The sequence below is a fragment of the Pseudomonas sp. AF32 genome (genome assembly GCF_022342325.2).
Taxonomy (GTDB): Bacteria; Pseudomonadota; Gammaproteobacteria; order Pseudomonadales; family Pseudomonadaceae; genus Aquipseudomonas; species Aquipseudomonas uvaldensis.
In genome coordinates this window covers 142,553-155,464 of sequence record NZ_RQJK02000003.1, presented here as the reverse complement: position 1 = coordinate 155,464, position 12,912 = coordinate 142,553, and the positions used below count along the sequence as shown (strand labels likewise).

The following is a 12,912-nucleotide window of genomic DNA, read 5'->3' as shown; positions in this document are numbered from 1 at the left end:
AGCGCGTCGAACTCGTCGATGGTCAACTCCGACGAACAGTCCAGCCGCACCAACAGCGTCGCCGCAGCGATCAATCAATTGGGTGCCGCCGCCCAGGAAATTGCCCGCAACGCCGCCCAGGCCTCCCATCAGGCCAGCGATGCCCGCGGCCTGGCCGAGGATGGCCAGCAAGTGGTGGAACGAAGCATTGCCGCGATGAACCGTTTGTCCGATCTGCTGAGCGCCTCCAGTACCAATGTCGAAACCCTGAACAGCAAAACCGTGAACATCGGGCAGATCCTGGAAGTGATCACCAGTATCTCCCAGCAGACCAATCTGCTGGCTCTCAACGCGGCCATCGAGGCAGCCCGGGCCGGCGAGGCCGGACGCGGGTTCGCCGTGGTGGCCGATGAAGTGCGCAACCTGGCCCATCGCACGCAGGAGTCGGCACAACAGGTGCAGACCATGATCGAGGAGTTGCAGGTCGGCGCCCGGGACTCGGTCACTACCATGAACGACAGCCAGCGCCATAGCCAGGAAAGTGTGGAGATCGCCAACCTGGCGGGCGAACGCCTGACCAGCGTGACCCAGCGCATCGGTGAGATCGACGGCATGAACCAGTCAGTGGCCACGGCCACGGAAGAACAGACTGCCGTGGTGGAATCGATCAACGTGGACATCAACGAGATCAATACCTTGAACCAGGAAGGCGTGGAGAACCTGCACGCCACATTGCGGGCCTGCTCCGACCTGGAGCGGCAGGCGGCGCGGTTGAAGCAGTTGGTGGGCAGTTTCAGGATTTAGCGCTATTTAGGGCCCTTTCGCGAGCAAGCCCGCTCCCACAGGGATTTTCGGCGGACGCACATTTTGTGTCCGAAGCAGATCCGGTGTGGGAGCGGGCTTGCTCGCGAAGAGGTCCATCTCACTCCGCATGACTCACTGACACCCCGCACCACCACAACCCCAACCGAACAACTATTCTTCATAAAGGTCAACAAGGGAGAACACAGACCGGAGGGATGTTCATCGTGCATATAGCGGACATAACCATGTTCTACGCCCCCGCCAGTGGAGGCGTGCGCACTTACCTGGATGCCAAGCACCGGCGCCTGGCGAACCGGCCCGGAATTCGCCACAGTCTGTTGATACCCGGTGCACACTTGAGCGAGCAGGACGGGATCTACAAGGTACCGGCCCCTCCTCTTCCCTTCGGCAAGGGCTACCGCTTTCCACTTCGCCTGGCGCCCTGGCGCAATGCGCTGCGCGATCTGCAGCCGGACCTGATCGAGGTCGGCGATCCCTACCTCACCGCCTGGGCCGCCCTGGATGCCCGGCGCCAGCTCGACGTGCCCGTCATCGGCTTCTATCACTCCGACTTGCCATTATTGGTGAGCAACCGCATGGGCAACTGGTTCACCCCCAACATCGAAGCCTATGTCAGCAAGTTGTACGGCAATTTCGACCGTGTCCTGGCGCCGAGTCAGGTCATGGCGGACAAACTGACCGGCCTGGGCGTCAGGAATGTCTTCGTACAGCCCCTGGGGGTCGACCTGCAAACCTTCAACCCGGCTGCCCGAGACCCGGAACTGCGCGCCGAGCTGGGAATCGCCGAAGACGCCCGTCTGCTGATCTTTGCCGGTCGCGGCTCCAAGGAAAAGAACCTGCCGGTGTTGCTCAAGTGCATGAAACGCCTGGGCGAGCGTTATCACCTGTTGTTGGTGGGCTCCTCGATGCCCGCCCTGGTCCCGGACAACGTCACCGTCATCGACGAGTTCTGCCCGGCCCCCCAGGTCGCACGGTTGATGGCCAGCGCCGACGCCCTGCTCCATGCCGGCGACCAGGAGACGTTCGGCCTGGTGATCCTCGAAGCCATGGCCAGCGGTATTCCCGTGGTGGCGGTCGCGGCCGGGGCCTTCACCGAAATCGTTCATGAAGACTGCGGCCTGCTGTGCATGCCCAATAATCCCCAAGCGATGGCCAACGCCGTGCGTCAGCTCTTCAGCGAAGGCTGCCAACGACGCGGGGCACTGGCACGTCGTCATGTGGAGCGTCACTACGCCTGGGATTGCGTGGTCGACAGCCTGCTGGGGCACTACTACGCCGTGCTTGGCGAGCAGATGCCGCTGCTGGCCAATGGTTAGAGTGAGGGTGTGTCCATGAATCACACGCCCAGCCTGCTACTGGTGTTGCACGACGTGGCGCCGCAAACCTGGCCTGACTATCGCCCCTTCGTCGAAGCCGTCGATGCCCTCGGCCAGATACCCATGACCTGGCTGGTGGTACCGGACTTCCACCACACCAATGCCCTGGACCACCATCCGGCCTTCAGGCGCCTGCTCGACCACCGGGTTGAACGCGGCGACGAACTCGTGCTGCACGGTTATTACCATTGCGACGACGGTCCACCGCCCCTCCACCCCAGGGACTGGTTCATGCGTCGGGTCTATACCCATGAAGGCGAGTTTTACCAACTGTCCGAGGAAGCAGCCCTCACCCGACTGCGAGCCGGTATCGAGCTCTTCCAGCGTTATCAATGGCCGCTGGAAGGTTTCGTCGCCCCGGCCTGGCTGATGAGCGAAGGCACCCGCCAAGCCTTGCGCCAATTGCCTCTGAGCTACACCAGTGACACGCAGCATCTATATCGCCTGCCGGACTTCTCGGCGATCGACGCCCCCGGCCTGGTCTGGAGCGCCCGTAGTGCCTGGCGCCGGGGGTTGTCGAAAGTTGTCAGCGAGCAGCGCGAACAGCGCTGGCGCAAGGCACAGGTAATTCGCCTGGGCCTGCATCCGGTGGACATGCGTCACGGTTTTTCCCGGGATTATTGGCTGCGCACCCTTGAGCGGTTGCTCAACGAGGGACGCGTGCCGATGACCAAGGCCGGTTGGCTGGCCGCCCGGGATCCGCGGGTCAGCAGCGCCGCATGAAGAGGCTGATCTGGCTGATCGCCGCACTGCTCACCGCATTGCTGGTGCCATTGTTGGTGGGGGGCGGGGAAATGTGGTCGCGTGTGCAACGTTTCCCGTTGTCCCTGCTGCTGGCCATGCTCGGCATGATCGGGCTTTGCTGGTGCCTGAACGCATTACGCCTGCGTTTGCTGCTGGGCGAACACCGGGCACGCCTGGGCAGGCTCAACAGCATCGGCGTGGTGATGTCCACCGAGTTCGCCATGTGCGCCACCCCCGGCGGCAGCGGCGGCCCCTTGACACTGATGGCGCTGCTGGCGCGTAACGGCGTTCGACCTGCCCACGCCAGTGCAGTGTTCGCCATGGATCAACTGAGCGACCTGCTGTTCTTCCTCTGCGCCTTGCTGGGGATCCTGCTGTACGCCGTGTTCCAGAACCTGAGCCAGCGCATGGAATGGATGCTGGCACTGAGCGCGATCTCCCTGTTTGGCGGGCTGTTCGGCTGTGTGCTGGCGGCCCGTTACCATCGCCGCCTGATCCTGCTGGGCGCGCGTCTGCTGCGGCATTTGCGGGTGAAAGCGACCACCCGCCGACGCTGGGGTCGCAAGATCCTGCATTTCCTCGCCGCGTTTACCGACACCCTGAAACTGCCACGCCAGACGCTTTTTCAGGTCTTCGGCCTGACGTGTGTGCATTGGGCTTTGCGCTACAGCGTGTTGTACCTGGCGCTGAAAGGATTGGGGGCGGATCTGCAATGGGCCTGGAGCTTCCTCATCCAGATGCTGTCCCTGAGCGCAGGGCAATTCAGTCTGCTGCCGGGGGGCGCCGGAGCGGCGGAGGTGACGTCGGCGGCGCTGCTGGCGCCCATGGTGGGCAAATCCACCGCGGCGGCGGCCATCCTGATCTGGCGGGCGGTGACCTACTACTTTTATCTGGTGGCCGGCGGGCCGGTGTTCTTCCTGATGGTGGGCCGGCCGCTGATCAAGAAGCTGATAAAACTCAGGCAAGCCTGAATTCCCGGTTTCCTACCGCGGTGCGGGCTCGTCCTCGGGATGGGTTTGTTTCCATAGCTCGGCGGCGTCGGGAAACTCCGTGCCGTCTTCCGGGCTCAGTTCTTCTGGGTCGTAGCGGCTCAAGCAACCTTCGCCGAGGGTCGCGGGTGCTTTGGAGGTGGCTTTGTCCAAGGGGTCGTTCATGGCGTGCCTCACAAAAAAGGGGCCGGACAGCCCCCATCTTGCCACAAATACCGTGGGAGCCGAGCGTGCTCGCTCCCACAGGGTGGATCAGAACACCACGGTCTTGTTGCCGTGTACCAGTACTCGGTCTTCAAGGTGATAACGCAGGCCACGCGCCAGCACCATCTTCTCGACGTCGCGGCCGAAACGCACCATGTCTTCGATGCTGTCGCTGTGGCTGACACGCACCACGTCCTGCTCGATGATCGGGCCGGCGTCCAGCTCTTCGGTCACGTAGTGGCAGGTCGCGCCAATCAGTTTCACCCCACGCATCGAGGCTTGGTGGTACGGCTTGGCCCCGACGAATGACGGCAGGAAACTGTGATGGATGTTGATCACCTTGTGAGCGTATTCGCTGCACAGGGACGGCGGCAGGATCTGCATGTAGCGGGCCAGTACCACCACCTCGGCGTCGTGCTGTTTGACCAGCCGCGACACTTCGGCAAACGCCGGTTGCTTGTCCTGCGGATTGACCGGTACGTGGTAATACGGAATGCCGTGCCATTCCACCATGCTGCGCAGATCATCATGGTTGGAAATGACGCAAGCGATGTCACAGTCGAGTTCATCGCTGTGCCAGCGGTGCAACAGATCAGCCAGACAGTGAGACTCGCGGCTGGCCATCAGCATCACGCGTTTTTTCTGCGCGGTGTCGGTGATGCGCCAGTCCATCGAGAACTCTTCGGCAATCGGTGCAAAGGCCTCGCGAAAGGCCTCGATGCCGAAGGGCAGCGAGTCGGCGCGGATCTCGTGACGCATGAAAAACCAGCCGCTTTGGTTGTCCGAATGATGGCTTGCTTCAGTGATCCAGCCGTTATGGGACGCCAGAAAGTTACTGACTTTAGCAACGATACCGACGCGGTCCGGGCAAGCGATCACCAGCCGAAAAGTGCGCATTAGGGAAACTCCAGAACTTCGCAAAGGCGGCCATTCTAGCCATTGCGCGGCAAAACTGCAGTATTGATGACGCACCTGGCCCCTCCGCCCCCCTCCCGGCAGCGCCGTACCGGGACGGGACCGCGCGCTATATGTGTGAACAGATGTGAAGAACCTGCCAGCGTATTTAACTGCAACCGCAGTTTCTGTGGTCGGGCACTAGTTAATTAAATAAAACCCGCTTAAATGTTTACTTGATGAAACTGTCTGATTACTATTGCCACACTGTCTCCTTGTCACCAGCGTCCTACATAAGGTAGTCCTCATGTCCATGATCCTCACCGAATACAACGCCACCAAACAAGCCATTGAAGAATTGCAACAACGTCTGGCCGACCTGTCCAAAGACGACAAACTGCAAAAAGAACTGGAATTCGAAGGCAAATTGCGTACTTTGATGGGCGAATACTCCAAGTCCCTGCGCGACATCATTGCCCTGTTGGATCCAGAAGCCAAGTCGGGCAAAGCAACTCGTGGCGCCGTGAAAACTACCGGCACCAAACGCGCTCGCAAAGTTAAGCAATACAAAAACCCGCACACCGGCGATGTCATCGAAACCAAAGGTGGCAACCACAAGACCCTGAAAGAGTGGAAAGCCAAGTGGGGCGGTGACGTGGTTGAAAGCTGGGCCAAGCTGCTGGGCTAAGCCCCGAGCCGCTCTTCCCGGGCAAAACAACGCCAGCGATCGCTGGCGTTTTTTATGGCGTTTACTTTAATAATGGCCGCTCAAAGGCTTAAACGCTTGCGCAATTGCTGACTATAGCCCTGCCATTCCACGAGGGCCTCTCGCTGCAAGGGTGTGGCCAGCGCCATCCACTCTCCCATCGCCCTGTCAAAAGTTTCCAGAGTGTTTGGCGCCCCCCATTGCGCAGATGACAGGCGTTGTCGACAGAACTGTCTCCAGCGTTCCTGCTCTTCGGGACTCAAGGTGTCCGGAAAGTTACGCGCACGATATCGAAACAGTAATTCCGGCAGGCGCTCATCATCGAATAGCCAACGCTCTCGCGCCAATTGCGTCGGGTCCGCCAAGCGGACTTGTTCGCATAAGCGACGATCACGATCGCCGAAAAAACCGCTGTACAACTGTTGTTCCGGATCTTCACTGGCCGTGAAATCCTCGCGGCCATAAATAGTCTGAAGTTTTGCCTGCCAGACCTGCTGTGCGTCATTTAGCCGCGATGCCCGCTGCCGCAGGCCATCCATATCCAGTTGCAACCGTTCCAGGTCTTCGGCGCGTAGCACCGACAGGGGCGCGACCACCGGGCATTTGTTGACATGGATGAGCTTCAGAGGCACCGGCAGCTCACTTTCGAGCAACTCTTCGCGGCGGGTATACAAACGTTGGCGCAACGTTTCAGCGTCGAGCTCCAGCAAGCCCTGAGGATCCAGATGCAGGTCGCAGACGATCAGGGCGTTACGGTTTTTTGGGTGCCAGGCCAGCGGCAGGACCACGCCGATGTAGTTTCGCGCAGCGGAGAAACGCCCGGAGACATGCACCAGCGGTTGCAACAGGCGGATCTGATCCAGCACTTTCTGCTTGGCACGCAATTGGAACAGCCAGTCGTAGAGTCGCGGCTGTTTCTGGCGGATCAGACGGGCCAGTGCAATGGTCGCCCGCACATCCGACAACGCATCGTGCGCCTGGCCGTGATCGATGCCATTGGCGGCGGTCAGGCGTTCGAGCTTGAGGCTGACGCGCCCCTCTTCCTGCGGCCAGACAATGCCTTGCGGGCGCAGTGCGTAGGCGGCGCGCACCAGGTCAATCAGGTCCCAGCGGCTGTTCCCCCCCTGCCATTCGCGGGCGTACGGGTCGAAAAAATTCCGATACAGGCTGTAGCGGGTCATTTCGTCATCAAAACGCAGTGTGTTGTAACCGGCCCCGCACGTGCCCGGCATGGCCAGTTGCGCGTGGACACGGGTCATGAAATCGGCTTCGCTCAACCCGTGCTCCGCGAGGCGCGCCGGGGTGATGCCGGTGATCGCACAAGCAGCCGGATGAGGCAGGATGTCATCGCTGGGCCGGCAATACAGATTCACCGGTTCGTCGATTTCGTTGAGTTCAAAATCGGTACGGATACCCGCCACCTGCAAGGGGCGATCGCTCCTCGGGTCGATACCGGTGGTTTCGTAGTCGTACCAGAAGATTGAGGTCACGGTTTGTTCCTGAATTGAAGACTGGCGAAGTCTAGGCCCCCTGACCCGGGCCCGACCAGTGTTCCTGCAACTTTTGAAATCCTTTTGCGCCCCCCGTGTGGGCAAAGCATTAAATGACAGGCATCGTCATATCGTTTGCGCGCACGAAGACTGCTAGCATCTGCGGACGTTCGAACCGGCCCATCACTCAGGTAGCCCATGCTCGAGACACCAGCACTGCAAAGGAACGCGTCGCTACCCCCTCCCCTGGACACGCGATATCAGGTCGAAACGCCCGAGGGCATCGACCTGCCGCTGCGCCCGGCGGGGCTGATGCCTCGTGCGCTGGCCTTCGCCATCGATCTGGGCATACGAGGCCTGGCCCTGGGGTGCCTGTTCTTCATCCTGGCATTTTTTGGCGAACTGGGGATCGGCCTGGGCGCCATCCTGTTGTTTGTGGTCAGCTGGTGGTACATGGTGCTGTTCGAAGTGCTGAGGCAAGGGCGTTCCCCCGGCAAGCAGATGATGGGTCTGCGTGTGGTCCAGGACGACGGCCGGCCGATCGGTTGGTCGGCCTCGCTGATCCGCAACCTGTTGCGCTTCGTCGACCTGCTGCCCTTTGGCTATGCCTTCGGCGCCGTCTGTTGCCTGCAGCATCCGGCCTTCAAGCGCCTGGGGGACCTGGCGGCCGGCACGCTGGTGGTGTATCGCGAGCAGCCGGTCAAGCGCCCCGCCCTGCCACAGGCGCCGGCCTTGCGCCCCCCTTTTGCCTTGAGTCTCAACGAACAGCGTGCCGTGCTGGGATTCGCCGAACGCCAGGCCGAACTTTCCGATGCCAGGGTCAATGAACTGGCGAGCATCCTCGCCGGGCCGCTGCACGTACCACCCGCCCGTGCCGTGGCCGAACTCAATGGCATCGCCCGCGGCCTGTTGGGGCCAACATGAAGCAGAGCCTGTTCGAAAACCGCCACCAGGGAGAATGGGAGCGCCTGTCCCGACTGCTCGATCAATTGGAGCGCAGCCGCAACGTCCCCCAGAGCAGCGACTTTCCCCACGCCTACCGCCGGCTCTGCCAGCACCTGGCATTGGCCCAGGCGCGAGGCTACAGCAGCCTGCTGGTCGATACGCTGCAGCAACTGGCGCTGCGTGGGCACCAGCAACTCTACCGCGACCACAGCAGGCCATCGGCCGGCCTCGCGATGTTTATCCTGGTCGGTTTCCCACAGTTGGTTCGAGAGCAATGGCGCTTCGTGCTGGCCGCCTGCGTGATGTTCCTTGGCAGCCTGGCCGGCATCGGGCTGCTGGTCTATCTGTTCCCCGAGCTGGTCTACAGCGTGCTGGGTGCCGAGGAAGTCAGCCAGATTCGCAGCATGTACGATCCGGCCGCCGGCCACCTGGGGCGCTCGATCGAACGGGCCGCCAGCGAGGACTGGGCCATGTTCGGCTATTACATCATGCATAACATCGGCATCGCCTTTCAGACGTTCGCCAGCGGCATGATGTTCGGCCTGGGCAGTGCATTCTTTCTTTTCTTCAACGGCCTGACCATCGGCGCGGTGGCCGGACACCTGACCCAGATTGGCTCGGGGGGGACGTTCTGGTCGTTCGTGATCGGTCACGGGGCCTTCGAACTCACCGCCATTACCCTGGCTGGCGCCGCTGGCCTGCAACTGGGCTGGGCATTGATCGCCCCAGGGCGCCTCACCCGGGGCGAAGCCCTGCGGCTCGCCGCACGCAAAAACATATCGATGATCGCGGGGGTGACGTTGTTCCTGCTCATTGCCGCCTTCATCGAAGCCTACTGGTCCTCCAGCACCGTGACGCCCGCCACCAAATACACAGTCGGCGCCTTGTTGTGGCTGCTGGTGTTGAGCTACCTGCTGTTTGCCGGACGGGTACGCCATGCGGCTGAGTGACGCCACCGTAGCCATCCGCCCGCGCACCACTTGGGAAGCCATGGACCTGGGCATTCTGATGAGCCAGCAGCACCGACGCCTGCTGATGCTCAGCTGGGCCATCGTCACGCTTCCGGTCTATGCGCTGCTGACCCTGCTGCTATGGGATTCGCCGTCCCTCGTGGTGCTGGTGTTCTGGTGGCTGAAGCCAGCCTTCGACCGCCTGCCGCTGTACATTCTTTCCAAGGCATTGTTTGGCGAAACGCCCACGCTGAAACAAGCCTTGCGCCAGTGGCCCGCGCTGCTCAAATCCCAATTGCTCGCCAGCCTGACCTGGCGACGACTGAGCCTGAGCCGCAGTTTCCTGATGCCGGTGGTGCAACTTGAAGGGCTTGCCGGTGAAGCACGGGCACAGCGCTTGCGGGTACTGCTGCAACGCAGCGGCGGCGCGGCGCAGTGGCTGACCGTGATCGGCGTGCATCTGGAGATGGCCCTGTGGTTCGGACTGATGGCCCTCTTCTACCTGTTCGTGCCGCAGCAGGTGGAACTGGAATGGGACTGGCAGGCATTGATCGCCGTCGCCGAGAACGACTGGCTGTGGTTCGAACATCTGATCAACTTCCTGTATCCCCTGCTGCTGATTCTCTGGGAACCGGTGTATGTCGCCTGCGGCTTCAGCCTGTACCTGAATCGGCGCACGATCCTGGAAGCCTGGGACATCGAGCTGGTGTTCCGCCGCCTGCGCCAGCGCCTGAGCGGCGTTGCCCCCGTGCTGATGCTGCTGGCCCTGACGTTGCTGCCACTGACGCCCGTGACCTGGGCCGCCGAAGACAACACCGCGCCCGACAGCCCCCGACTGCTCAATCAGCCCCTCACCAGCGAGGCGTCCCGAAACAGCATCGAAGCGATCCTTGAGGCTGCGCCGTTCAAGAATCCGGAAACCGTGACCCGTTACCGTTTTGGCGAGGACTCGGAAGAGTCCACCGAGGCCGACGAATCCTCGGGCTGGCTCAAGGCATTCTTCAAGTGGCTCGGTGGCCTGCACTTCGAGACCGCTGCCGCGACCATCCAGGTCCTGCTCTGGGCTTGCCTGGTGGGAGCGATCGTCTGGCTGGTCTGGCACTACCGTGATCGGTTCCAGGCCTTGCCCGGTCGCCGACGGACCAGGCGCCCGCCCACAGAACCACCGGTGCCGGCCCGCATGTTCGGCCTGGACATACGGGAAGAGAGCTTGCCGGACGATGTAGCGGCCAGCGCCGAGCAACTGTGGGCCACAGCTCCGCGTGACGCCCTGGGCCTGTTGTACCGGGCTCTGCTCAGCCGCCTGCACCATGAATTCGGTGTTGCCCTGAAAGCGGCCGATACCGAAGGCCAGGTACTGCATCGTATCGAACAGCTCCAGCAGGAGAACCTGCTGGCGTTCAGCAAGCTCCTGACCCTGCACTGGCAGAATGTCGCCTATGGACATCGCACGCCACCGCCTCCTCTGCAACAAGCGCTGTGCGACGGTTGGCGCGGGCTGTTCGGTCCGGGAGCGGCGCGATGAGCCGGCGCGTCGGACTGCTGGTCGGGGCGTTGGTGGCCGCGTTGGTGCTGGCCTTGTTCGCCTACGTGAACGCCAAGGCGGTGCCCTATCAGGAAACCATCGACCACGGCCCCTCCCCCGAAGCCCAGGCCAACCCTTACCTGGCCGCCGAGCATTTCCTGCGCCGGCAAGGCATCAATGTCGAACACGCCAATAGCCTGGACATCCTGCCCACCCTGGAACCGCGCCAGCACAGCCTGTTGTTGCTGGGGGAACGCACCGACATGACGCCGCGGGAAGTCGAGCAGGTAATGAACTGGACCCGGGCCGGCGGACGATTGCTGTTCGTTGCCGAAGCCCTGTGGGATGACCGCACCAACAGCAGCGGCGATCTGCTGCTGGACCGCGTGAGCCTGCACCAACTCCTGAGCGAAGACCTCAAGGACCCGGCGCCGGCTCCCACCGAGGACCGCTACCCCGAGCTGACCAAGTTGTACCTGGAGGATGAAGAGGCGCCTGCGTATGTCGGTTTCGACACCGACTTCCACCTCGAAGACCCCCACAACCTTGCCCAGGCCTGGGCCAACAGCGCCAAGGCCACCCACATGATGCAACTGAACCATGGCCTGGGTTCGATCACGGTGATCACCGATGCCGAGCTGTGGAAGAACGATCGGATCGACCAGTACGACAATGCCTGGCTGCTCTGGTACCTGAGCGCCGACACAGACGTCACGCTGCTGTTCAACATCGATCACGACAACCTGCTGACCCTGCTGTTGCGGTACTTCCCCCAGGCGCTTGTCGCGCTGGCGGCCTTGATTGCCCTGTGGCTGTGGCACTCGGCGGTACGTCATGGTCCGCTGCAAGCACCGGCCCCCAAGGCCCGACGCCAGCTGGAGGAGCACGTACAGGCCAGTGCCGTTTTCCATTTGCGTCACAGTGGTCAGCAACACTTGCTGCACACCTTGCAACAGGACGTGATGCGCCGGGCCCGCCATCGTCATCCAGGCTTCGAACAACTGGCCGTGGCCGAGCAATGGCAGGTGCTCTCGCGCCTGACGCGCCAACCCACCAGGTCCATCAGCCACGCCCTCGCCCCCCGGCCGAAACAGCGTCTGTCCAGCGCTGAGTTCTGCCGTCAGGTCGCCCATCTGCAAACCCTCAGGAATGCCTTATGACTGAACAGAACGAACCGGTCGACAGCCAGGCCCACGCCGCCCAACAGCGCCAGCGCGCCAGTCAGCTGGCCCAGGCCATCCGCACCGAGCTGCACAAGGCGGTGGTCGGCCAGGCCGCGGTGATCGACGATGTACTCACGGCGTTGATCGCCGGCGGTCACGTCCTGCTCGAAGGGGTTCCCGGGTTGGGCAAGACACTGCTGGTGCGCGCCATGGCCCGCTGTTTCAATGGCGAGTTCGCCCGTATCCAGTTCACCCCCGACCTGATGCCCAGCGACGTCACGGGCCATGCGGTGTATGACTTGCAGACCGAGCAGTTCAAGTTGCGCAAGGGTCCCGTCTTCACCCACCTGCTGCTGGCCGACGAGATCAACCGCGCACCGGCCAAGACCCAGGCCGCGCTGCTCGAAGCCATGCAGGAACGCCAGGTCACCCTCGAAGGCCGCGCCCTGCCCATCGCCCAGCCGTTCATGGTGCTCGCCACCCAGAACCCTATCGAACAGGAGGGCACCTACCCGCTGCCCGAAGCCGAGCTCGATCGCTTCATGCTCAAGGTGCGCATGGACTACCCGGACGCCGAACAGGAATTGAACATGGTGCGTCAGGTCAGCCGCTCGACCCGGGCCGACATGCTTGACGTACAACCCCTGCGCACGGTGTTGCAAGCCAAGGACGTCCAGGCGTTGCAGCGCATTGCCAGCGACCTGCCGATGGACGACCAGGTGCTCGACTACGCCGTACGTCTGGCCCGCACCACCCGCAGCTGGCCGGGCCTGACCCTGGGCGCCGGCCCTCGCGCCTCGATTGCGCTGGTGCGTTGCGCCCGGGCGCGCGCCTTGTTGCGCGGCGGCGAATTCGTCGTACCGGACGACATCAAGGGCTGCGCCCTGGCCGTGCTGCGCCATCGGGTGCGGCTGGCGCCGGAGCTGGACATCGAAGGGCTGACGGTGGATCAGGTGCTGGGCCAACTGCTCGATCAAGTGCCGGCGCCGCGGTTGTGAGCAGTACCAATATGCCGAGGATACCTTCCGTGGCGAGGGGATTTATCCCCACTGGCCGCGCAGCGGCCCCTTGCGGTGTTTCAGTCATGTCCTGGGGGCTGCTTCGCAGCCCAGCGGGGATGAA

The 12,912-nt window shown here is 62.5% G+C and carries 13 protein-coding genes; 10 read left to right on the top strand and 3 right to left on the bottom strand.

All coding sequences use genetic code 11. The features are described 5' to 3' along the window. Positions 1-18 precede the first annotated feature (18 nt). The 4 genes from EGM97_RS04255 (at position 19) to EGM97_RS04240 (ending at position 3,895) form a co-directional block, all read left to right on the top strand. The gene (locus tag EGM97_RS04255) at positions 19-783 is read left to right on the top strand and encodes a methyl-accepting chemotaxis protein (protein ID WP_371259560.1); all 765 of its coding nucleotides are present in this window, start codon (positions 19-21) and stop codon (positions 781-783) included. Positions 784-998: 215 nt separating this feature from the next. After that, the gene (locus EGM97_RS04250; RefSeq protein WP_053146934.1) at positions 999-2,120 is read left to right on the top strand and encodes a glycosyltransferase family 4 protein; all 1,122 of its coding nucleotides are present in this window, start codon (positions 999-1,001) and stop codon (positions 2,118-2,120) included. 15 nt (positions 2,121-2,135) lie between these two features. Beyond that, positions 2,136-2,903, top strand: coding sequence for a DUF2334 domain-containing protein (locus EGM97_RS04245; protein ID WP_238961061.1), 768 nt, complete (start codon positions 2,136-2,138; stop codon positions 2,901-2,903). Further along, entirely contained in the window at positions 2,900-3,895 is a 996-nt protein-coding gene (locus tag EGM97_RS04240; protein ID WP_238961060.1) for a lysylphosphatidylglycerol synthase transmembrane domain-containing protein, read from the top strand. Before EGM97_RS04245 ends, EGM97_RS04240 begins: the two co-directional genes overlap by 4 nt. 12 nt (positions 3,896-3,907) lie before the next feature. Here EGM97_RS04240 and EGM97_RS04235 read toward each other — a convergent pair whose 3' ends face one another. Next, on the bottom strand, positions 3,908-4,078 hold the full coding sequence (locus tag EGM97_RS04235) for a hypothetical protein (protein WP_238961059.1): 171 nt from the start codon (positions 4,076-4,078) through the stop codon (positions 3,908-3,910). A gap of 87 nt (positions 4,079-4,165) precedes the next feature. After that, positions 4,166-5,014 carry a formyltetrahydrofolate deformylase gene (gene purU, locus EGM97_RS04230; protein WP_238961058.1) on the bottom strand — a complete coding sequence of 283 codons (849 nt, stop codon included), beginning with the start codon at positions 5,012-5,014 and terminating at the stop codon, positions 4,166-4,168. Positions 5,015-5,324: 310 nt separating this feature from the next. On the opposite strand from purU, the gene mvaT reads away from it, so the two are divergent. Beyond that, entirely contained in the window at positions 5,325-5,699 is a 375-nt protein-coding gene (gene mvaT, locus EGM97_RS04225) for a histone-like nucleoid-structuring protein MvaT (protein WP_477788777.1), read from the top strand. Positions 5,700-5,779: 80 nt separating this feature from the next. Here mvaT and sbcB read toward each other — a convergent pair whose 3' ends face one another. After that, positions 5,780-7,207: an exodeoxyribonuclease I gene (gene sbcB / locus EGM97_RS04220; RefSeq protein WP_238961056.1), complete on the bottom strand. Its 1,428-nt coding sequence runs from the start codon at positions 7,205-7,207 to the stop codon at positions 5,780-5,782. 198 nt (positions 7,208-7,405) lie between these two features. On the opposite strand from sbcB, the gene EGM97_RS04215 reads away from it, so the two are divergent. The 5 genes from EGM97_RS04215 to EGM97_RS04195 are packed head-to-tail and all read left to right on the top strand — an operon-like array spanning position 7,406 to position 12,788. After that, on the top strand, positions 7,406-8,131 hold the full coding sequence (locus EGM97_RS04215; RefSeq protein ID WP_238961055.1) for an RDD family protein: 726 nt from the start codon (positions 7,406-7,408) through the stop codon (positions 8,129-8,131). Then, positions 8,128-9,102, top strand: a complete 975-nt coding sequence (locus tag EGM97_RS04210) for a stage II sporulation protein M (protein WP_238961054.1) — start codon at positions 8,128-8,130, stop codon at positions 9,100-9,102. The genes EGM97_RS04215 and EGM97_RS04210 overlap by 4 nt, the downstream gene beginning before the upstream one ends. Further along, complete coding sequence (locus EGM97_RS04205) at positions 9,089-10,627, top strand: DUF4129 domain-containing protein (RefSeq protein WP_238961053.1); 1,539 nt, start codon at positions 9,089-9,091, stop codon at positions 10,625-10,627. The genes EGM97_RS04210 and EGM97_RS04205 overlap by 14 nt, the downstream gene beginning before the upstream one ends. Continuing rightward, on the top strand, positions 10,624-11,787 hold the full coding sequence (locus tag EGM97_RS04200) for a DUF4350 domain-containing protein (RefSeq protein ID WP_238961052.1): 1,164 nt from the start codon (positions 10,624-10,626) through the stop codon (positions 11,785-11,787). The genes EGM97_RS04205 and EGM97_RS04200 overlap by 4 nt, the downstream gene beginning before the upstream one ends. Beyond that, positions 11,784-12,788 carry an AAA family ATPase gene (locus EGM97_RS04195; RefSeq protein WP_238961051.1) on the top strand — a complete coding sequence of 335 codons (1,005 nt, stop codon included), beginning with the start codon at positions 11,784-11,786 and terminating at the stop codon, positions 12,786-12,788. The genes EGM97_RS04200 and EGM97_RS04195 overlap by 4 nt, the downstream gene beginning before the upstream one ends. The last annotated feature ends 124 nt before the right edge of the window (positions 12,789-12,912 follow it).

What these genes read in the sequence shown, in the direction of transcription:
- EGM97_RS04205 (WP_238961053.1), top strand. Translation starts at nt 9,089, where the DNA reads ATGCGGCTGAGTGACGCCACCGTAGCCATCCGCCCGCGCACCACTTGG.
- EGM97_RS04210 (WP_238961054.1), top strand. Translation starts at nt 8,128, where the DNA reads ATGAAGCAGAGCCTGTTCGAAAACCGCCACCAGGGAGAATGGGAGCGC.
- EGM97_RS04200 (WP_238961052.1), top strand. Translation starts at nt 10,624, where the DNA reads ATGAGCCGGCGCGTCGGACTGCTGGTCGGGGCGTTGGTGGCCGCGTTG.
- EGM97_RS04240 (WP_238961060.1), top strand. Translation starts at nt 2,900, where the DNA reads ATGAAGAGGCTGATCTGGCTGATCGCCGCACTGCTCACCGCATTGCTG.
- EGM97_RS04235 (WP_238961059.1), bottom strand. Translation starts at nt 4,078, where the DNA reads ATGAACGACCCCTTGGACAAAGCCACCTCCAAAGCACCCGCGACCCTC.
- purU (WP_238961058.1), bottom strand. Translation starts at nt 5,014, where the DNA reads ATGCGCACTTTTCGGCTGGTGATCGCTTGCCCGGACCGCGTCGGTATC.
- EGM97_RS04195 (WP_238961051.1), top strand. Translation starts at nt 11,784, where the DNA reads ATGACTGAACAGAACGAACCGGTCGACAGCCAGGCCCACGCCGCCCAA.
- EGM97_RS04245 (WP_238961061.1), top strand. Translation starts at nt 2,136, where the DNA reads ATGAATCACACGCCCAGCCTGCTACTGGTGTTGCACGACGTGGCGCCG.
- EGM97_RS04255 (WP_371259560.1), top strand. Translation starts at nt 19, where the DNA reads ATGGTCAACTCCGACGAACAGTCCAGCCGCACCAACAGCGTCGCCGCA.
- EGM97_RS04250 (WP_053146934.1), top strand. Translation starts at nt 999, where the DNA reads ATGTTCATCGTGCATATAGCGGACATAACCATGTTCTACGCCCCCGCC.
- EGM97_RS04215 (WP_238961055.1), top strand. Translation starts at nt 7,406, where the DNA reads ATGCTCGAGACACCAGCACTGCAAAGGAACGCGTCGCTACCCCCTCCC.
- mvaT (WP_477788777.1), top strand. Translation starts at nt 5,325, where the DNA reads ATGATCCTCACCGAATACAACGCCACCAAACAAGCCATTGAAGAATTG.